The sequence below is a fragment of the Gemmobacter lutimaris genome (assembly GCF_003570715.1).
Classification (GTDB): domain Bacteria; phylum Pseudomonadota; class Alphaproteobacteria; order Rhodobacterales; family Rhodobacteraceae; genus Gemmobacter; species Gemmobacter lutimaris.
The window spans coordinates 1-20162 of the sequence record NZ_QXXQ01000026.1; the positions used below are offsets into that span (position 1 = coordinate 1).

Here is a 20162-nt window from a genome sequence, read left to right on the forward strand (position 1 = left end):
CAATGAAATCAATATATTACATAACCTTGATTATCGGACTCGGGTTTGCGCCCCTCGCGGGCTGCACCGGTGTGCCGATTGCCAAGACCAATTGCTGGGCCACCGCTGGATCCACTGTGACCACTTCCACCAAGGGCGCAAGCCCGGATGCGGCGCTTGTCCCACGCGGCAACACTTCGGGTCTTGATGTCACTCCCTGCGAATAAACCTCTTGGCATGATCGGGGCATTGGCCTTGAGCGCGGCGGTCCTGCCTTGGCCTGCGACGGCGCAAGGCGTGCCGATTGTCGACCCGAAGTCGATCATCCAGCACGGCTTGGAAATCGCTCAGATGTCCTATCTGACCGGTGGGCGCGAACTTGAGGCCGACAAGAAGCGTCGTATCGACGAATTGCACCAGGACCAACTCGATGCGCTGGATGCCACGCTGGCGATGATGACTGGCCGGACGCCGTGGATCGGCGATCTCGAAGTGATCCCCGGGGCTGAGGCGGAAGTTCTCTATGCGGTTGAGGACAGCAACCCTTATGCCGCCCGGCTTTTCGGCGATGCCAAGACCAGCATCGAAGAGATGATCGTGGCCACCGCGCAGAAATACGCAGGCCACCCTGGTCTTGCCCGCGCCGGATTGAACCCGGTCGAGTTTCGCATCTGGTTCCAAAGCCTCGTGAAACAGGAATCCGGATTTTCCATCGGAGCCCGAAGCCCGGTTGGCGCCTTTGGTCTCACACAAGTCATGCCGGACACCGCCAAGGACCTTGGCATCTACCCCGCCTATTACGACGACCCGATGCTACAGCTTGATGGTGGCGCCCGCTACTTCCTGACCCAGCTCAATAAGTTTGGCTCGGTGCCGCTGGCTTTGGCCGCCTATAATGCCGGACCCGGCAACGTCACGAAGTATGGCGGCATCCCGCCCTTTGAAGAGACGCAGAATTACGTCGTCCGCATCACCGGATTCTTCAACGCCTATGCGGGCAAGATCACTGGCGTAGATCAGGTTGGCACCTTCGATCCGCGCGACATGGCGATCGCCGAGGCCAGCAATACGGCGGACGCTGGCTTGCACTATGGCATGGCCGCCTCTCTGGAGATTGAGGCGTCGCTGAAGCGGCTGCGTTCCATCATCGAACGCATTCCGACAACCAAATCGACCAAAGAGGCGCTGGATCTCAACAGCTATGCCCGGGCTGAAGCGGTCCGCATCGGGCTGATGGTCGAGCGGGTCAAGGCGGCCCGCGTGAAGGTCGATCAGGCGCGCTACGCCCTCTGGCTACAGGCCTATGCCATCGACGCAACATTCATCAAAGTGAAGGGTGGTTCCGAATGATCCGCAATCTTGTCCGGGGTCTTGGCCCCCTCCTTACTTCTGCAGCCTTGCTTTCCTCGGCCCCTGCCCTCGCGCAGGGCGTGCCAACAGTTGACCTCACCAGTATCGCCAAGATCGGCGAGGTGCTGACCGAGGCCAAGCTGCAAGTGAAGGAGATGATCGCCTCCAACCTGAAGCTCGATGAGCAGATCCTGAAGCAGATCGAACAGATCGCCACCCTGAAGGCCCAGCTTGACGCCTTGCGGAACGGGCTGACGCTGGAGGCCTTGGGCATACCAGACCCGGACACCTTCTTTGACGATATCCTCCCGGATGTTGCAGATCTGACTGGCGGGCTGATCTCGGCGAAAGATGGCAAGTACTCTCTGATGACCACCTCCGGCAAGGTCGGCGACAAACCCGCCGCGCAATATGTCTCGGAGTTCTTCGCCTCGGCCGGGCTTGATGTAGCCACCGTCGACACGCTTGCGAACAGTGAAGACGAGGGGGCCGCCCGGATTGGTACGCAAGCCAACACCGCCGCTTTCCTCTCGGCCGCAGCAGAAACCTCCTCGGTCAAGGCCTCCGAAAGCCTCGAGCGGGTCCACGAGCTTGTTCAGGAAATCCCCGACACCGAAGGGCTGAAAGAGGCCATCGATCTGAACACCCGCGTGACGGCAGAACTGTCGATCGCACTCGCCAATATTTGGAACATGGAGTCCGCCCAGCTGATGGGCATGGGCGAGGCCGGCGTCATGGATGCCGCTACAGCAGCCGAAGAGCAAAAGTTCATCAAAGTCCTTGGGGGAGAATGAGCATGGCCAATGATTTCAAAGTGCGAACGATGGGCGGTGCCCTTTGGCTGATCGCGGTTTTCTCGGCCGCAGCTTGGGCCGAAACCCCTGTCCCGGCAGACCTTGCCCAAGAGGAAGCTTATCTCGACGTTTTGCCGAAGGTCGAGATACCGGAAGACATCCTGCCGATCCCGGGAGCAGTGAACGAAGAATTCCGGAACTGCCGGGCAAATTGGCCGGCAGAGTATGAGCTGTCCCAGAAGGGCACCGAAGCCCGCGCCTATCGGGATATTTACGGGCTCATAAAGGTCAGGAATGTGGTTCAAACTCAGGACTGCTCTTGTGCCGGGAAAGTCGCGAGCTGGGACGATGTCGAGTCCCTGGCAGCCAGTTTGCGCAGGGCCAAGTCCGTCGAGCGCTTGACCTGGCAGCAAACGCTCGAGGTCTTTGAAGCATCGAATGCCCTATTCCCGATCGCGGAGACCATGTGCGGGGGCAGCTTCTGATGGACAGCGTCTCGACCATACTGGCGACGCTGGACTCGGCGATCACCTCCGCTGGTCGTCAGTACTTCGAGGCGACGGCGGGGGCGATCGGGCCACTCTATACCAGCCTGTTGACCCTGCTCCTCGTCATGGTCGGGATCAACGCAGCCTTAAATGTTTACCGAATTTCAATGCGCGACGCGGTTCAACTGTCGTTCCGGATCGTTATGGTCCTGATGTTTGGGCTGACCTGGTCAAACTTCACCCAGATCTATGAGGCCGCCAGCAACGGCTTGAGCGCGCTTGCGCTGGAGTATTTCCGCTTGGGTGGCAGTGGCGTTGGGGCCTCTGCCACGGCGGCGATGGATGACATGGCCAATATGATGGCCGGAAACGTCGACTCTGTATCTTCCGCGATGTCATCGATCATGCGCGGCTTTGTGGCTGCCGTTCTCTATGTTGTGCTGGGCGTCTTGATGGCGGTCTATGTCTTCATCGTCGGCTTCTCGAAGTTGATGATCGCTTTCCTCCTCGGGGTTGCTCCGATCGCCATCGGTGCCACGATCTTCGAGAAGACAAAGGGCATATTTGAGGCCTGGCTCTCAGCCATGATCGGCTATCTGATGTATCCGGTCGCCTCCGCCGGGGTCATCGTTGCTGTCGTCACTGTTGCCCACGACGTCTTCCGAAACGCGGATGCAGTCACTGACCTCGGCTCGATCCTCGGCTTCTTCGTCATCGTCTTTGTCGGGATCTTTGCCTTGATGGCGATCCCGAATGCCGTGACCCACATCACCGGCCAGATCAGCCTCGCGAGCATTGCACCGCAGGCTCTGCGGGTTGCGGGCAAGCCGCTGGAAAAGGCGTCCGACTATTCGGCGCGCCGGATGAACGAGGTTCGATCGGGTTTCATGCACGGCAAGACTGAACACCACCATTTGCGAGATCAGGCACGGTCCGATGCCGAGCGCGGCCAAGCCGCAAGGGCGCGTTTGGGTCAATTCATCCGCGACAGTTGACGCTGACGAACTGGCCCACGCCGCACAACTGCCGATCGCGCAATTCCCTATTTCCGGAGCAAGACAATGACAGGATCGCCCCCTGAATTGAGAAGTTTTCTCGAGGCCGAGATGTTCTACGGCGTCAAAAAGCGCGAACGCATCGCCTATCTGGTGGCGGGCGGCGGGCTGGCCATCGGTCTCATGGGCATGATTGCTGTCGTCACAATGCTCCCCTTGAAGCAGACCGAGGCCTTCCTCGCTATCGTGGACAAAGACACCGGCGTGGCCGAACGCGTGGTCGCTGTAGAGAAGGCCGGGATCGAACAGGCCGAAGCCATCCGGCAAAGCCTGCTCTTTGCCTATGTCACCGACCGCGAAACCTATGACCAGCACGACAATGAGTCCCGCATTCTGCGCGCCTACACCTGGTCCGAAGGCAATGCGCGCCAGGGCCTCGTGAGCCTTTGGACGGAAGGCAACGCCAATTATCCGCCAAAGCTCTATGGCCAGAACTCCAAGGTGGTCATTGACGTTCTGTCGATCACCCCGGTGACGGACACGACCGCCCAAGTGCGCTTCACCAAGACCTGGGTGTCCGATGGCGAAGGCGTGCCTGACCGGATCGGCAAATTCACAGCCACCGTCACCTTTCGCTTCGAGCCGTCCAAACAAACCGCGCTCGACCTCGTTTGGCAGAACCCGACCGGGTTTCTGGTGACGGATTACCGCATCACCGCAGAAACCCTGGCCCCCACGGAGGAATGATATGACCCACCCACTGACCCTTCCTGCGCTCGGGCTTCTGATCTCGATCACCGCCCTGCCCGCCTTGGCCGAAACCGCGCCCAAGCCCGGCAGCCATGATGCCCGCGTGACCTATGCCACTTACCAGGAGGGGCAGGTCTACCGGATCAACACGCGGCTCAGGAATGTGACCCTCGTCGAACTTGGTGAAGGCGAGAAGATCCAGTCGATCGCCATCGGCGATCTCGAAAGCTTCAAGATCGACAAGCTGGAGCGGGCGAACCTCTTCATCATCAAGCCCGTGGTCGCCGGGGCGACGACCAACCTGACGGTCGAGACGCAGCGCAACATCTACTTTCTGCAAGTCACGGAAGGTGGGCGTGGCGAACCAAACTATTCGGTGAAGTTCACCGTGCCGGGCAGCACGCGCGCCGCCACAACCGGCAGCGAGATACCCGCCTCCTTGCCCATGACCTACAAGATCATGAAAAAGGGCCGCAGCCTGCCCGGATTTGCGCCAGTGTCGATCTCGGATGACGGGCGCAAAACCACCTTTATCATCCCACCCGGCGCGCCAATGCCGACGATCTTCCGGGCCGATGCAAAGGGGCAAGAATACTCAGTCAATTCCTCTGTGCGCGGCACAACCATCACGGTCAGCACGCGCTCTGAGCGTTGGGTTCTGCGCTATGGCGAAGAATATGTCTGCGTCACCGCCGAGCCGGGGGTCAGCCAATGACCGACGAGACCCAGGCCGAAAAACTCTCCGCCCGCATGGAGCGCATGAAACCTTCCGAGGCTCCGAAGCGCCGCCGGGGCTTGAACCCCTACGCGCTTTCCGCCGTGACGGCCGTGGCCGGCGTTGGCGTCGGGGCCTGGCTGGTTCTGGCCGCACCCGATGCCCCTACCCCGGTCCCTGCCATCGAGACCGCTTCGGTCAGCGATTTCCAAGGCGATGGCACGGGCACCGACGGTTTCAGCGTGTCACGGCCAAAGCCACAGATCGTTCCGGCAGCACCAGATACCCCGGAGGCAGAACGGTTGCAGGCCGAAATCGAGGCTTTGAACGCCCAAATCGCCGATCTGAAAGCCAATCCGGTGACTGTCACTGATGAGGCCGCACTGGCGGACCTGAAGGCGCAAGTTGCAGCCCTTGATGCCGACGCAAAAGCCCGCGCGGCGGCGCTCTCCGATCTCGAGCGCGAGAACATCCGGCTACAGACCGAACTCGAGACCAAAGCGTTGATTGACGGCGACTCAGAGGCTGAAGCGGCCCGCGCTCGGGAAGAAGAATTGGCTCGGCGCAGGCAAGAGGCCGAGATGCTGAACGAGGCGCAGATCCATTCCGACATGGTGGCTCTGCGCTCTAGCATGGACATGGGCGGCGAGGCTGGCACCGTGGCCCCTGCCCCGGGTGCGCCGGGACAAGCGACTACGGGAGATGAGGCGTTTCGCAGGGCTGGGGCCAAGGCAGCCGAAGTCCGGCAAGCAGAGGTCATCGCCGATCCGGCACATACTGTGATGCAAGGCACGCTGATCGAGGCGGCCCTCGAGACCGCGATCAGCACGGATCTGGCTGGCAACGTCTCAGCCATCGTCAGTCATGATGTCTGGTCGTTTGATATGTCCCGCGTGCTGATCCCGCGCGGCTCGCGGCTCTTCGGGCGCTACGATTCCGAGGTCGATGCCGGTCAGCGGCGTGTGCTTATCGCCTGGGATCGGCTGGTCACCACCGACGGGCAGTCCGTCACCCTTGCCGCCTATGGCACGGACCGCATCGGGCGCTCGGGCCTGCCCGGTGCGGTCAGAAACCACTTCCTTCAGCGGTTTGGCACCGCCGCTCTGATTTCCTTGATCGGTGCCGTCCCAACACTGGCCGCCGACAAATACGCGGCCAATGAAGTGGCCTCCGACACCGCCGAAAACATGGGCACCGATCTCGGCGAGGCGGTCAATACGGTGATGGCCGATTATCTCAGCATCCCTCCGACGATCAGCGTCAACCAAGGCGCGGTCGTGATGATCCGCGTCGATGCGGATCTGGCGTTTTACTGATGAGCTATCTCGACACTTATCTCGGACAGCTCGACGCCGCCCTGTCCGATCCGGCCGTCATGGAACTGGCGATCAATGCCGATGGATCGATCTGGCTGGAGCGCGCGGGGCAGATTCACATGACCCCAAGCGGCCTTGCCGCCCTGCCCGCCAGGGCGGTGCGCGACTTGGCTTCCCAGATTGCCAACTCGACCTCGAACACCTTCACCGAAACCGCGCCTCTGGTTTCGGCGGCCGTGCGGTATCGCGATCTGATGCTGCGCTGCCAAGTGGTGGGCAGCCCTGCCGTCTCGGGCGGCACGGTGATCGGTATCCGGGTGTTTCGGTCCCGGCAGGGAGATGTTCGGCGCGTCGCCAAATCTTTCAGCTTCCTGCGCGGCCAAGAAAACTCCCTGGAAGAGGAGCGCCGCGCGATGGTGGCGGAAATCCGCGCCGGTTCTGAAGGGGCGGATGTCGAAGCCTTCCTTAGCAAACTGGTGTCCGAGCGGCTGAACGTCATCGTCTCGGGCGGCACCTCAACCGGCAAAACCGAGCTCGGTCGCAAGCTCTTGGAAATGGTCGCCTCCGACGAACGGATCGTCACGATTGAGGATTCCCTCGAACTTCTCCCCGGTCAGCCCAATACCGTGAGCCTGATCGCGCAGCGTGACGAGGGCTCACCTCGGTCTGCCGACAAACTCTTGCAGGCCACGCTGCGCTTGCGACCTGATCGGATCATTCTGGGCGAATTGCGAGGGGCTGAGGCGGCAACGTTTCTGGACGCGATCAACACCGGGCATTCAGGGTCTTTCACTACGCTGCACGCCCATTCGGCCCGCAAGGCGATGGATCGCCTTGCGCTTCTGGTGATGGCGCAGGGCACCAAGCTCAGTTTCGGCGAGGTCATCCGGTATCTTCAGACCTCGATCGACGTGATCCTGCAGATGGGCCGCATCGGCGATCAGCGCGGGATAATGGAGATGTATTTCCCCGGTCTCGACGACTGACGCCAGCGCGGCACCCGACAGCGCCCGCCCTCCCCTTCCCCATTTTCGGCTCTTTGCCCGCAGGTAACTCATGGAAAACGACATCAATGCAGGCGCGGCGCGCCCGGAAACAGAACGCAGCGACGCGGAGCGCGCCGCCGCAGATCGCCCGAAAGAATACTTCTCGGTCCGCCTGACCCTGTCGGGGGCGGCGCAGGAATTTGAAGACCCGCGCCAAGCTGGCGAGGCCTTCTTTCGCGCGGATCCCGCCGAGCGGCCCTCGGTCGCGCATATCGACGGCAATACCGCCCGGACGATGGCTCGGACAGAGATCCATGGCACCCATGAGACGGGCGAGACGCGGTATTTCAAGAGCCTGCCTGACTCTCATGCGCCGGATGCCAAGTTCCGCGCCGGGTTTTTGAATGCGATGGAAGCCTCGCTGACGGAACGCTTGGGCAAGCTCGAATGGGGCAAGGATGGTCCTGCCGTAACCGAGCGGCTCGACACCGGGTTGAGGGATGATCTCGAGGCTTTCGCACGACGAGAGCCAGAAAAGGCGGCAACGCTTTGGGCCGATCACAGTGACGCGGTCCCGCCCGGGCCGACATTGCGCGCGGCGGTGCAAGCCCGCGAAGCAACCGCAGATCGTGACGTCGCCGCTTATAGGGATACCTCTGCCGAAAAGCCAGCCATCATCGCCGCGGGTGACTGGGTCACGACAGATGCAAATGTCGAGCTGAGGCCCGTGGCGGTGGCAAGTGATCGAGGGATTCACACGGGCTACGAGGCAAATCTGCCGGGAGGGGAGAGTGAACTCACCTATTCGGAGCGCACCTTCCCAAGTTCCCGCGAGGCTTTGCGCCATGCCTATGACTTTTATGAAGGTGGCGAAGAGGGGCTTGAGCTGACGGTGAAGCGCGCGGCCGAGATGGACCGCGAATTGGTGGAAGAACCCGACCGCAGGCCGGAAGGGCTTGTCCTTGAGCATCGGCCACAGCCCGAGTTTGCCCGGCCCGAGACAGCAATCTACGCGGGCGATGATGCGCAGCTTGTGCTGACCCTTGGCCGGGACACTGAAAACACCCGCGATCTGGCCGAGCGGCTCGTCGCCGACCCGGAATTTCGTAAGGTGGTGGCAGAGCATATCGCCAATGCCGAGGCCACGATTGGCACTGGTCGCTTTGTCGACGGTGAAGGCTCCAGCGGATTTCTACCCGATGAGCTTTTGGCCGTTACCTCCTATGGCAGGGATGGTGGGGCTGAGGTGTTGGCCAAGTTTCCCGATGAGGGTCCGCTCAGTGAAGCCTTGGCCAAGCATCTGACGCATAGCCCAGTGATGGCGGCATATGTCGAAGAGGAGCGGCAGCGGAGCGATTTTGCTTCTGACCCGGCGCGGGCAATCTCGCTCTGGGTGGCGCAATCAACCGCGCAGATCGACAGATTGCCGGCAGACCAACAGGGCGACCTGCGATCCGAATTGCAGGGGATCGCCAAAGAGGCGGCGGAAGCCTTTGGGCTAGATCGGGGGCCGACTGAGCGCGAAAACCCACCGCGTTCGACCCTTTACAGCACCTCCATCAGTGCAACCGCGCTCGTGGTTGGTGGCGATGAGACCGCATTCCAAAACGGCGGCGCGAATATCCTCTGGGCCGATCTGAGCCTCAACGCCCGCTTGGCAGGCATCGACAGTGAAAAACTCCAGAAGCGTTTGGAAACCGGGGCCACAAATGCCCACGAGGAGGAATCTTGGGTGAAATCCGATATTGCCGATGTCGCCAAGCGCCACGGCTTTGATCTCGGCAGCGCGCAGGGGCGCAATGCTGCGGCCGAGAAGGTGGATCGTTTCTACGAACGTGCGGCCGAACTGATCCAGTCAGCCCGCAGCATCGAAGTGCCCCGCGGGCCAGATCCTCTGGTCGAGGCCCTGGGTTCACTTGCCAAGGTACAAGCCAGCCAAGGATCGGTCGCCTTCCGAAATGAAAATCAGGCGCGGGATTTCGCGGAAGAAATGAAGGAACGCTACGGAGCGACAGTGTTGAAGGACATCGCTTCGGGCCGGACCGAGGCACTTGCCAAGGATGTGCCGGACCCGACCGCTCGGGCGGCGATGGCGGTGGCCGTCGTCTCGGCTGCCAAAGAGCATCCCTCGCTTGGTATCAGCGCGCATGAAGCGGAGGCGGCTGAACGCAGAATGGTGGCGCAGGCGGCGTCGCGACCGCCGGAACACGCGCGGGCTCATGCTCATGATCGCAATCAAGACCGGGAGTTTTGATCATGCAACGCATTGCTCTGCTGCTTCCTCTTGGTCTTACGTCCGGCCTGCTGGTTGGTCTCATTGCCGGGGGCCTTGTCCTCAACCTGATCTTGGGGCGCGATCCGAACGCAACCGGCATCTTTGTCCTGATTGCCGAGTTCCCTGGTTTTGCACGGCTGAGCTCCGTGCCCTGGGTGCTACCCTGGCAGATCGTCGGCGCGTCGACCGTGCTCTTCACGGTTGCGGCCGTCGCCCTAACCTTCCGCCAACAGCTCACCGAATACGGTCAGGCTAAGTTTCAGGCGCGCGCGGAGATGAAGGCAAATGGCCTCCTGCAGCCTTTGGGCGCGGGGATGATTTTCGGCAAGTTGGGCGCCCCTTCAAAGACCGCGCCATATGTCAGCGCCACCTTCCAAAAATTCCCGCATTGTCTCGTTGTCGCGCCTACACGCGCCGGCAAGGGCGTGGGCTATGTCATCCCGAACACGCTCCTCTTCAATGGCAGCATCGTGGTCCTCGACGTGAAAGGCGAGATTTTCGAGGCAACCTCCCGGCACCGTCAGGCCGAGGGCGATGCGGTCTACCGCTTCTCACCCTTCGATTTTGAGCATCCAACCCATCGCTACAACCCGCTCGAGCGTGTCGCCCGCGTTGAAAACTATGAGCAGCGCTACACCGAGCTGGCCAAGATCTCGGACTACTTCTTGACGGTTTCGGACAAGGGAACGGCTGGCGATTTCCTGACTGAAGGGCGCGAACTCTTCGTGGCCGCTGGCCTGCTAGCGATTGAGCGGGGCAAGCCGACCATTGGCGAGATCAGCCGCATTCTCTTTGGCCGAGGCGCCACCCAGGAGGTTTATGGCGAACATGCCGAGGAGGTCAAACACCCCAACGCGGCCCAGACCTTCCGCAAGTTCGCGGGCTATTCTGACCGGACCTTGTCGTCGCACGCGTCCGTTCTGGGCGGGGCGGGCATGACCCTTTGGAACAACCCGGCCGTGGATCGCGCCACCTCCGGCAATGATTTCTCCTTTTCCGACCTGCGCAAGCGGCCGATGTCGATCTATGTCGTCGTCAACGCCGATGACATCCGTACCCTGTCACCCTTGGTCCGGCTGTTCTTCGGCGAGCTGATCGCCACCATGCGCTCCACTCTCCCCGACCCGAAATCGGAACCTTGGCCTGTCATGGTCATGCTGGACGAGTTCGATCAGCTCGGGCCAATGCCCATCGTCGAGCAGGCCCTGAAGCAGCTTGCCGGGCACGGTGCGCGAGTTTCCATCATCACCCAGTCGATTCCCGGTCTCGACAACATCTATGGCGAAAACGTTCGCCTGTCGCTCGAGTCTGCCGCCGGCATGAAGCTCTACCTCGCGGCGAACGACAAGAAGACGGCGGGTGAGATTTCGGATGCGTTGGGCAAGACCACCAAGCTTTCGGTGTCGGACAGTGTTTCAAGGGACAGGGATTTCATGCAGAGGCGGTCGGTCAGTCGGCGGATGGAAGAGCGGCCACTTCTGACCCCCGACGAGGTGCGGCGGCTGAACCCCGATCAAGCCATCCTCATCCCGGAACGTCAGAACCCGCTCTTGGTCCACAGGATTGTCTACTTCCAGGACCCCACGTTCAAGAAGCTGTTCGACGCCCAGAAAGGCCTCCTGCCCTATCCGCCCAAAGAAACCGCGGACGTGCAGGTCCTGACCCAACGGATGGAGGCGTTGGAACGACGTCTGGCCGAACGGATGGTGGTGGATTTTGTGAGGCCGGAGAAGGCAAAGGCTGAAGCCCCAGTTGAACCTGAGCCGAAACTTGCGGCCGAAATTGTGGCGCGGGAGGAGATCGTGCCAGAGGTCGATACTGAGGTTCTCGTTACGGCGGAACAGGCCGAAGCCATCGAAGAGCCCGAGGTTGATCTCGCAGCATTAAGACCACCCATCGCAATCGCGGTCTCAAAGATGAGCAAGTTCTCCAACAACCTTGCAGGCTTGGAATTTTAACGCCATCCGGGGATCGACTCCGGTCCAAATCGCGTACTTGAACAGGCCGTTGGCCTTGCGGATGCGGGCATTTTCCAGGCTCGGAGGCGATGGCTTTCAATCAAAATACTGGACCAAACGCCCCTCTCCATGCGAAGGAGGGCGCCTTCTCCAATGCCATAGAGGATTCGCCATGCGACCCGGTCGCCCCACGCCCTTGACCCTGACGCGCCGCGCGCTCGGCACCCGGCTTGCTGGGTTTGCCGCCGCAATCGGTTTTGGGCAAAGTGCAGCGACCAGCGTGGCAGCCCAACCAACGTCTGCTTTGGATCCCGAACTGCGCGATGCAGCCCTTAGAGGACTCGCCCTGGCAAGCCACCGCGGTGATCCGGTGGCCGCAAGAGCTGCCGAGGCAACGCTTGCCCGACTTGCGGAAACCGATCCTGAAGCCGCCCTTCTCGGCCGCATCTACCAGTTGCTCGACGTCCGCCCGGCCGCCTATTGGCACGGAGACCTGCCTGCGGCCGCGGCGGCAGATCTATCCGCGCTCCACGGGGCGATCCGTGCCAGCCAGCCCGTGGTCTTCGGATACACCGACCTTTCCGGACAAGAGACGACCCGCACGGTCCTGCCCCTAGCCTTGGTGCATCCGCCCCAGGGGGTGAAATTGCTGGCGTGGTGCGAGGAGCGAAGGGATTTTCGTCAGTTCTTCGTGCGCGCCATGCAAGGGCTAACGCTCACGGAGGGTGATTTCAGCGGGGATCGAATGGACCTGCTGCGAGGCTTGTTGGACAAGGAAGCTCGGAGGACGTAACAGTCGTGTCGTAACCAATCCCAACTGGCCAAATCCGCAGCTGAGTATCGAGGTAGCAAGAACAATAAGCGATAGCATCCTCGCAACCTGCCCCCTTAAAGGCTGCTGTATTGTTGCTGCTAGCCGTGTAAATGGTGAGAGGTGAGTTGCCGGACAGACAACACTTCGTCAATTATTGCGAATGTAATGCGAACCGGGCGTGAACCCGAATAGGATGTAGACTTGACGTATATCTCCATTGACGGCGACGATATCGGCAGAAGAATAGTCGCCCAACATCTCTCTAACGATGCAGAGGGCCTAGGGTCAGGACCCATTGATTTCCCTGAGATGGCGTGATTCACGGTTCGAAAAGAGAGCGGTGAACATGTCTGATCTGTTTTGGCTGACCGACGCCCAGATGGCGCGTCTTGAGCCCTTCTTTCCCAAGTCACACGGCAAGCCACGCGTCGATGATCGTCGTGTGTTGAGTGGGATTATCTTCATCAATCGCAATGGCTTGCGGTGGCGGGATGCCCCCGCCGCCTATGGGCCGCACAAGACGCTCTACAACCGTTGGAAACGATGGAGCGACAAGGGCATCTTCGCGCGAATGATGGCCGGTCTGGCCGCCGAGCACGGCGAGACGAAGACCGTGATGATCGACGCGACGTATCTGAAGGCCCATCGGACAGCGACCAGCATGGGCGTCAAAAAGGGGGGCGTGGACGGCTGATTGGCCGGACGAAGGGCGGCATGAACACTAAACTGCACGCTATCTGCGACAGCCAGGGCCGACCGCTCAACCTCTTCGTCACCGCCGGACAAGTCAGCGACTACATCGGCGCACGTGCACTTCTCAGTAGCGTGCCGGATGTCGATTGGTTGCTTGGGGACCGCGGCTATGATGCCGACTGGTTCAGAGAAGCATTGAAAGACAAAGGGATACGCGCCTGCATCCCCGGCCGTAGGCAGCGCAAGAAGGCGGTGAAATACGACAAGCGCCGCTACAAACGCCGCAATCGCATCGAGATCATGTTCGGCAGGCTCAAGGACTGGCGACGTGTGGCAACCCGCTACGACAGATGCCCCAAGGTCTTTCTCTCTGCCATCGCACTGGCGGCAACCGTAATATACTGGCTATGAGTCCTGACCCTAATCTCCTAGAGGCAAGCTTTGATGTGAAAGTTAAGCAAACGTGGTTTCGTACCGACGTGACGTTCTTGCCAAACTTAAAGACTCCACTGCTTGGCTCCGAAACGATCTCCGTTGAGTTTCTTAAGTCGGAGAATGGAAAGAAGTCGATTGCATGGATTTACGAGCAGACCAACAGACAAGACAACACTCAGCCTTTAGCGGTGACTGACCAACCGAAATTCTATGGATCTGCGGTGCTTCACGTAAACGAGGACGCGACCGAGCTCAAGGGACAATACTGGCAGAACCGTTCATGGAGCCGAGGGCTAAATGCCGCCGGCCTGATCGCCATGAAACGAGCGGCAAAATGACCTGAGACCTCCGCTAGAACAAGTGATCGCTTTTGCCACTAGAATCGAAGGTTTTGACGCGCTTATGACCAATTCCCTCAGTTTGCCTCCATACACTTTCAGACTTTCAAGGTTAATATCACGCAAGATCTTGCATTGGCGCGAGAGTTTGCGCCGTCTTGGTCGAACGACCGATTGTCCCAACCTGCTTCAACGGCTCCGCCAACGCCGACTATTTTTGGCGCTGATCGCGGCGACAACCGCAGCCCTAGTACTGCTCATGGGTCAAGTGGCCCAGGCCAAGGAAGCACCCATCCTTGAAGCACGTGTTAGCAAGGTTCTGGACGGAGACACTTTCACGCTGAGTGGCGAGTCGCGTCGAATTCGTGTCTGGGGCCTCGATGCGCCGGAATGGAACCACCAGGGCGGTTCAACCGCCACGTCGACCCTGCACAGTCTGATATCCGGCAAGCAACTGCGTTGCGCAGTTCTGGACGTTGATCGATATGGACGCCTTGTTGCCCAATGCCAGCTGCCCAACGGCCGAGACATTGCTGGGGAGATGATCCGTTCCGGCACTGCCACAGAATACTGCCGATACTCCGGCGGCTACTACGGCACGTGCTAAAACCCTTAGCGCAACCCTGACGAGGGCATTGAGCGCAATCACCGCTCCCAATCATTCTCGCCCCGAGCAGAAGTTGACGCGAGCAGCCGTTCGGCATGCCGTGCCTCTTTCAGCGTCAGCCCGAACGCCACATGCGACTTAGCCGAAGAAACGATGGCCCGCGCGATCCACTTCCGCTCATCCGCGTCCTCGAAATCACCATTCAGCGCATCCGTCCGCCCGCTGGCGAGTTCCGTCACAACCCCTTTTCCATACCGCTGACGCAGCTCATCAGCGAAGCGCTCCGCATGAGCATCTCCCCGGAACTCAACCTTGCCCTCCGCCTGCATGATGCGACCCATCGAACCGAGAGCGCGCAGCAATCGATTATTTTCGGGAACGACCTCATGCGCCCGGGCATGCTCAATCAGTTTGGCTGCCGTTTCATAGAAACCTTCAAGATCATCGACGACCTTCCGACTCTGATCCGGATTGCGAAGATCGGCATGCCGCCGCCCAGACAGGACCAACAGATCACTGCGCACCCAATCGCGTTCTTCCCAAGCATTGGCGGCCCCCGTTTCCAGACGCTCGGCCATCCGGTCACCACTGAGACCCAAGGAAACTGCTTTGCCGACGATGTCCGTTTTCAGCCGGTCGGCGGCACCTGGCTGCAGATCAATGGCCACCTTGCCCTGTGTCAGGCGGTGACCTTCAAGTCCCGTTCCATAGAGTTTGGTCTGCGGCAGCATCTGCAAAAGTTGCGCACCTCTCGCATCGCCCAAGCCTTTGGCGATATCGATAGCATAGCCATAAAGCTCGTCCCGCATGTCCTTGCGCTCGGCAACGGGCATCTTTCGGATCTTGCCCTCCGCCTCGGCCATCCATCCGCTAAAATGCCGGTCCAGATCGGCGCGCTCCGCTGTAGCCACCTCACCCGGAAACGGCCGCAACACCCCGCCCCGCCGCAGGGCCTCTTCCGCCTTGGCAATCTTCTCGCCAATCTCCGGCAGCCCGGTCAACGCCGCCACATGCTGCAGACTGCGCATGGTATCCGCCGTGCGGGCCATTGTCGCCAAGGCATCTTCCAGCGCCTTACCCTCACGCGGCCGTTCGTCCGGTGCACGACCCTCGACCCGCGCCCGTTCGATTTCCGCCCGCGACGGCCCATAGGTCAGCAAGCCGCGCTCGGCCCGCGAGGTGGCATCCAGAAACACACCCTCTTCGGCTGCGATCGCCACCATGCGCTGCTTCATCACTTCCAGATTGAAGACATTTTCCTTCGCCATGAAGAACCAGCTGTCATTCACCGTGCCCCGGTTGTTGATGACCATGTGGACATGGGGGTGGGCCTTGTCGGTGTGCAGGGCTGCGACATAGGACCAGACATCGTCCTGATGCTCGCCCGACTGGAACATCTCGAAGGCCCAAGCCTCGGCGATCAACTTTGCCTTCTCAGGTCGCACATGGGACGGGAAGCTCATCAGGAGGTGGGTCGTGTGGCCGTTCTTCGGCGCGCCGCGCCAGTCCTCGACCCAGTCACCGACGATGTCGTTGCGCTCGTCCTTGGTCAGCCCCTTGGCATCCGCATCCAACACGACCCCGTTGCCGAAGATCGAGGCCGACTTTGAGAACAGATAGTCCATCTGGGCCGCCAACTCCTTGGCGTTCGCCGTCCCACCCTTGCCGATCTTCTTCAACACAGCCGCGTTTGACCCAAGCGAAAACCGCCACAACTGGCTTGCTCGGCTCGAGAAACTGAACCCGCGCTTGGGCGAAGACGAACTGCCCGCCTTCACCCTGCCCTGCTGCGGCCACAGGAAGTTGATCTCCCCAAGAACGGCCTCTGCAACCCCGATGGGACGCGAGCCAAGCTTAACCATGACGCGCGCCCTCCTGAGTTTCTACAAATTTCCGGAACAGCGCCACGCCTTGCCGCCGGCGTTCCGCGATGATCTGGCTCAGCGCCTTCGCCACCAGCGGCAGCGACCGTCGCAACTCGTCCACCGAAGCCCACTGCGCCTTGACCATTGGAGCCCTGCCGCGGTTCGCCGCCAAGGCAATCTGGTTCACGTTGGTGCCGATCTTGCCCAACTCGTAGCGGATTTCCTCCAGCTTGACGCTGTCCTCCCGGCTGAACTCGAGGAAACCTGAGGCCATCCGCACGACCGACCGCACCCCATCAGATCGCGATTTCGCGCCAAGCTGGCTGCAAAGCGCATCGAAGGCATGGAGTTCTTCGGCAGGTAGGCGGCAGCTGACGACCTGACCCTTGTCCTCCGACCGAGGCCGGCCGCGCCCAGCCCCTTGCTGCACCGCAGAATCAGAAACTTCATTGTCAGTCTTCGCCAAAACCTTGGACCGCGACTTAAGTCTTGTTTCGCGAGGATCTGATTTTACCGCCAACTTCTGCCACCGATTATTTGTAGACACATCGCATTTCCTGCCACTCTTCCTATCCCTACCTTCACCTCCCTTTCAAGTGCAATCTAAGCGCGATTTATACACTTGCAGATTGTGCTGACCTTGGGTAACTCCCCCGCCACCGAATGCGTTTCGCTGATCGCGCAACACACAAGGCAAGACAGGGATGGTGCACCCCCAGCCACGTGGCCAGAGGCGCATTTTCCTCGTAGTTATAGGCCTAAAGCCTTGTTTTATTTACCGTACGGAGCCTGTGGTTCAGTGTTCAGGTTCCAGAGAAAGGAAGTGTGGGATGCGGTTTGTGGCATCAGGGATGTGTGTTCGGGGTTCCGACTTGTGATACACGCATTGCGCGATCAGATAAAAGATATACGCATCCAGTAATCAGACAAACGATTAAAGAAACGCGCTTCACGCAATAAGATTTGCGTGAGCCGGTTTCTGATATCCGCAGTGTAGATTCAGATTTACGCGATGCGAGTTAAGATAAAATATTTACGCGATCCGCATTGTGAAAAATGCAATCGGCGAAGTGAGGAAGGTGGTATGGGTTACGGGATACGTGTTGTGCTGGTGATGAACAGGAAAGGTGGATCGGGCAAGAGCACCCTCTGTCGGGCCTTGGCTTCTGCTGCGGCTGCAAAAGGCGAAACGGTGACGATCTTCGACACCGATGCCTCGAAATCCTGCCTCAAGTGGATGCAGGCGGGAAAGGAAGCAGGCAACTGGTCTTCCTTGGTTGAAGTGATCCACACGCTGGATGCCCACCGGGTGGCAGAAGCCATCGGGCAGATTTACGAGCAGCCTGATCAGGAGCATCTCATCCTGATCGACACCTTCGGCGGGGGATCTGAAGCACAGGACGTTCTGGCGGTCGCAGCGCACCGGATCATCTGCCCGATGATGTTGTCGCGGGGCGATCTGAGTGAGACGCTGGAAACGGCCAACTGGTACCTCAAGCTGCGCGGCCGAGTGGAAAAGCCGGATGAGCTTGCAGGGTTTTCTGTATTGCTCAACCGGGTGCCTGTGCGGGTGTCAGAGACTGAGCGGGCGGTGGCTGAAGAGCTGTTCCAGTCCTTGCCTGCCCTTGAGACCTATCTCGGTAGCCGCGCCGCTTATGTTCGGATGGACAGAGAAGGCCTTCTCGGGGTGATCGCGGACAAGACGCCGAACCGGGCGCTTGCTGCCCATGTCCAAAGTGCCGTGAAGGAGGCAGGGGACCTTCTGGAAGAGATCGACCAGCTGATCCTCAATCCGGCGGAGGTCGCATGATGGCGCAGCGCAAGGACATGATGCGGATCATCCGCCAGGACGCGGGGTTTTCGGCCAAGTTGGGGTTTGGCGGGAAGGTGGGCGAAAGTGATTTGGTTGATCGGGCAATCCCGGCTCAGCCGACGTCAGCCGATGAATTGACCGAGACAGAACCTTCGCCACCCGCGATTGCAGTGGCGGCCACAGCAAGTGGCAACACAGGCGAGGTCAGCATCAGACCCTTTGGGTCCAAAGAAGAGTCCCGGGACGAGAAGAAGGTTTTCATTGCCCAGAGGGCTTCGGATGCGAAGGCGGCTGGTCTTGCAACTGGGTCAGCTGCGCGCGGCCATGTTGTCCATGTCTCATTGTCGCTGACCACCCGTCAGGCACGGCTGGCAGAAGAGTGGGCCACGGCTGCGCGTTGCACCGTCCAGTTTTTGATCCGCCGCGTGGCCCAAAGTCTGCGCGATCAGGTCTTCGACGATTGGGAACGTGATGGGATGCCGGAGGTCGAAGAGTCCCGTGGGGCACGAGGCAAGCATCCGACCAGCGTGACCTTGACCTTGCGGCCGCAGTTCGCGGCGGACCTGGCGAACATCCATGACCCGCTTGGCATTCTTGGATTGGCGCGCGCCATGGGCCCCGCCTACCGCGCCCGGTTCCAGGAGGCGTTCGACGTGGCACTGGCCAAGGCAAAAATTCAGACAACAAACGAGGGAGACGAACAATGACCAGCACAGAAGCCCCTGCCCTCAAGCGGACCATCCCGCCGTCTGAATTTGACATCGGCACACCCGTCGAATGGATGGTCGATCCGGATCGGCGCGAGACGATCCTCGGGGTGACGTATGAGTTCAGTCAAACAGGCGAGCGCAAGACCGTCTGGTACACGCCCAACAAGCGGCGAGCAAAGAAGGCATTGGTCTTGTCCAAGTTGACCCAGGCCTGAATAGGATTGGCGCGGCTTGTCCGCCGTCTGTTCTGAGGCTGGCTTTGGCTACGGCCCGCCGGCGAAGCGAAGAGACCCGGCGGCTTGCGCCACCGGGTCTGATCTGCGGGGCGTCAACCCGCGAACTGGTCCTCGCGGTCGACCAGTTCAGGATCTTCACCTTCACCGGCCTTCGGACGGCTCAGGAAGTCGACCTTCTCCGCGATGATCTCGCAGCCGTAGCGGTCGACCCCGGCGGCATCGGTCCACTTGGTGTAATGGATGCGGCCGTGGACCATCACCTTCATGCCCTTTTCGCAGTTGTCGGCGACAGCCTTGCCGAGACCGTTGAAGCAGGTGATCCGGTGCCATTCGGTGTCCATCACGCGGTAGCCGTTCTCGTCGCGCTGGACCCGACCTTCAGACAGACGCGGGCGCGAGGTCGCGAGGGTGAAGTTGGTGATCTTGGTCCCGCCTTGCGTGGTGCGGACTTCCGGGGACTGACCGATGTTGCCGGCGAGGATGACGATGTTCTGCATGTGAAGCTCCTGTATCTGGCTGAAGGGACCATCCCTTCGACAAGACCCGAATGAAGCCTGTCGGTTGAGGCTTGCACGGTGGCACTTGGGTCACCGGAAACCCCCGAAGGGCCGGGGTGGTGCGGGCAGGGAGCGGTACGCGACCAACACGGCCCGGACCTGAGCGGGGTTGCAAGCCAGAGGCCGAACAGGCTTAGGGGATTGTCAGTCGAAGGGGAGGTGCCTGAGCCGGGATCACGGGAAGCGGCAGGGCAGAACCGCTCAAACGAGCAAACGGCAGTGTCAGGCCCAGGGAGAAAGAACCCGGAAAGAGGGAGGGACCATGTCAACAACTGCGTGCCAAGCTCAAGCGACCGTTCTGTCGATGAGGGTCAAGTGATGGGAGAGGCTCGCCGCGAGGACAAACCGAATGTGGCGCTTTCCGACATAGGTCGAGCGGAGGTTTAGCCTACTGCGATCTTATGGGCATGATCGTGATGGTTCGGGCGATCCACTATGCCGACTCCCGATGCTCCGACAGGGTTGCCGGACGGAAGTGCGGTGTTTCG

21 protein-coding genes are annotated in these 20162 nt (G+C 60.4%); 18 read left to right on the plus strand and 3 right to left on the minus strand.

From position 1 onward, the window contains the following. The 15 genes from D2N39_RS23475 to D2N39_RS23730 form a co-directional block, all read left to right on the plus strand. A partial coding sequence (locus tag D2N39_RS23475) for a hypothetical protein (RefSeq protein WP_233557369.1) occupies positions 1–206 on the plus strand: 206 nt, incomplete at its 5' end. A 10-nt stretch (positions 207–216) separates the two neighbouring features. After that, a complete protein-coding gene (locus D2N39_RS21670) occupies positions 217–1329 on the plus strand; it encodes a lytic transglycosylase domain-containing protein (protein ID WP_233557370.1) in 1113 nt (370 codons plus the stop codon). After that, positions 1326–2123, plus strand: coding sequence for a type IV secretion system protein (locus D2N39_RS21675; RefSeq protein ID WP_119136818.1), 798 nt, complete (start codon positions 1326–1328; stop codon positions 2121–2123). The genes D2N39_RS21670 and D2N39_RS21675 overlap by 4 nt, the downstream gene beginning before the upstream one ends. A 2-nt stretch (positions 2124–2125) precedes the next feature. Continuing rightward, complete coding sequence (locus tag D2N39_RS21680; protein WP_119136819.1) at positions 2126–2608, plus strand: hypothetical protein; 483 nt, start codon at positions 2126–2128, stop codon at positions 2606–2608. Continuing rightward, positions 2608–3606 carry a type IV secretion system protein gene (locus D2N39_RS21685; RefSeq protein ID WP_119136820.1) on the plus strand — a complete coding sequence of 333 codons (999 nt, stop codon included), beginning with the start codon at positions 2608–2610 and terminating at the stop codon, positions 3604–3606. Before D2N39_RS21680 ends, D2N39_RS21685 begins: the two co-directional genes overlap by 1 nt. A gap of 66 nt (positions 3607–3672) precedes the next feature. Then, positions 3673–4353, plus strand: a complete 681-nt coding sequence (locus D2N39_RS21690) for a virB8 family protein (protein WP_119136821.1) — start codon at positions 3673–3675, stop codon at positions 4351–4353. Position 4354: 1 nt separating this feature from the next. Continuing rightward, positions 4355–5071 carry a TrbG/VirB9 family P-type conjugative transfer protein gene (locus D2N39_RS21695; RefSeq protein WP_119136822.1) on the plus strand — a complete coding sequence of 239 codons (717 nt, stop codon included), beginning with the start codon at positions 4355–4357 and terminating at the stop codon, positions 5069–5071. Next, positions 5068–6387: a TrbI/VirB10 family protein gene (locus D2N39_RS21700; protein WP_119136823.1), complete on the plus strand. Its 1320-nt coding sequence runs from the start codon at positions 5068–5070 to the stop codon at positions 6385–6387. Before D2N39_RS21695 ends, D2N39_RS21700 begins: the two co-directional genes overlap by 4 nt. Next, entirely contained in the window at positions 6387–7373 is a 987-nt protein-coding gene (locus D2N39_RS21705; protein WP_119136824.1) for an ATPase, T2SS/T4P/T4SS family, read from the plus strand. Before D2N39_RS21700 ends, D2N39_RS21705 begins: the two co-directional genes overlap by 1 nt. A 70-nt stretch (positions 7374–7443) precedes the next feature. Beyond that, entirely contained in the window at positions 7444–9627 is a 2184-nt protein-coding gene (locus tag D2N39_RS21710; protein ID WP_119136825.1) for a hypothetical protein, read from the plus strand. Positions 9628–9629: 2 nt separating this feature from the next. Continuing rightward, a complete protein-coding gene (locus tag D2N39_RS21715) occupies positions 9630–11606 on the plus strand; it encodes a type IV secretory system conjugative DNA transfer family protein (RefSeq protein ID WP_119136826.1) in 1977 nt (658 codons plus the stop codon). 196 nt (positions 11607–11802) lie between these two features. Continuing rightward, positions 11803–12399 (plus strand): helix-turn-helix transcriptional regulator, encoded by a 597-nt coding sequence (locus tag D2N39_RS21720; RefSeq protein ID WP_158589902.1) that lies wholly within the window; start codon positions 11803–11805, stop codon positions 12397–12399. Positions 12400–12766: 367 nt separating this feature from the next. Then, positions 12767–13524, plus strand: a protein-coding gene (locus D2N39_RS21725) for an IS5 family transposase (RefSeq protein WP_119136828.1) whose coding sequence is annotated in 2 segments (ribosomal slippage) — positions 12767–13088 and positions 13088–13524 — 759 coding nt in all. Because the reading frame shifts where the segments join, the coding sequence is not laid out codon by codon here. After that, positions 13521–13886, plus strand: a complete 366-nt coding sequence (locus D2N39_RS21730; protein ID WP_119136829.1) for a Cap15 family cyclic dinucleotide receptor domain-containing protein — start codon at positions 13521–13523, stop codon at positions 13884–13886. Before D2N39_RS21725 ends, D2N39_RS21730 begins: the two co-directional genes overlap by 4 nt. A 259-nt stretch (positions 13887–14145) precedes the next feature. Continuing rightward, complete coding sequence (locus D2N39_RS23730; protein WP_407645612.1) at positions 14146–14493, plus strand: thermonuclease family protein; 348 nt, start codon at positions 14146–14148, stop codon at positions 14491–14493. A gap of 38 nt (positions 14494–14531) precedes the next feature. Here the strand turns inward: D2N39_RS23730 and D2N39_RS21740 are convergent, their stop codons facing one another. Beyond that, positions 14532–16355 (minus strand): relaxase/mobilization nuclease domain-containing protein, encoded by a 1824-nt coding sequence (locus D2N39_RS21740; protein ID WP_119136831.1) that lies wholly within the window; start codon positions 16353–16355, stop codon positions 14532–14534. Then, on the minus strand, positions 16348–16824 hold the full coding sequence (mobC, locus tag D2N39_RS21745) for a plasmid mobilization relaxosome protein MobC (RefSeq protein ID WP_158589903.1): 477 nt from the start codon (positions 16822–16824) through the stop codon (positions 16348–16350). The genes D2N39_RS21740 and mobC overlap by 8 nt, the downstream gene beginning before the upstream one ends. Before the next feature lie 618 nt (positions 16825–17442). Between mobC and D2N39_RS21750 the strand changes: the two genes are divergently transcribed. Genes D2N39_RS21750 through D2N39_RS21760 form a run of 3 tightly spaced genes read left to right on the plus strand, consistent with a single transcriptional unit; the run spans position 17443 to position 19096 of the window. Then, positions 17443–18168 carry a nucleotide-binding protein gene (locus tag D2N39_RS21750; protein ID WP_158589904.1) on the plus strand — a complete coding sequence of 242 codons (726 nt, stop codon included), beginning with the start codon at positions 17443–17445 and terminating at the stop codon, positions 18166–18168. Continuing rightward, complete coding sequence (locus D2N39_RS21755; RefSeq protein WP_119136834.1) at positions 18165–18878, plus strand: hypothetical protein; 714 nt, start codon at positions 18165–18167, stop codon at positions 18876–18878. Before D2N39_RS21750 ends, D2N39_RS21755 begins: the two co-directional genes overlap by 4 nt. Beyond that, complete coding sequence (locus D2N39_RS21760) at positions 18875–19096, plus strand: hypothetical protein (protein WP_119136835.1); 222 nt, start codon at positions 18875–18877, stop codon at positions 19094–19096. The genes D2N39_RS21755 and D2N39_RS21760 overlap by 4 nt, the downstream gene beginning before the upstream one ends. Positions 19097–19209: 113 nt before the next feature. On the opposite strand, the gene D2N39_RS21765 is transcribed toward D2N39_RS21760, so the two are convergent. After that, entirely contained in the window at positions 19210–19614 is a 405-nt protein-coding gene (locus D2N39_RS21765) for a single-stranded DNA-binding protein (RefSeq protein ID WP_119136836.1), read from the minus strand. Positions 19615–20162: the final 548 nt, after the last annotated feature.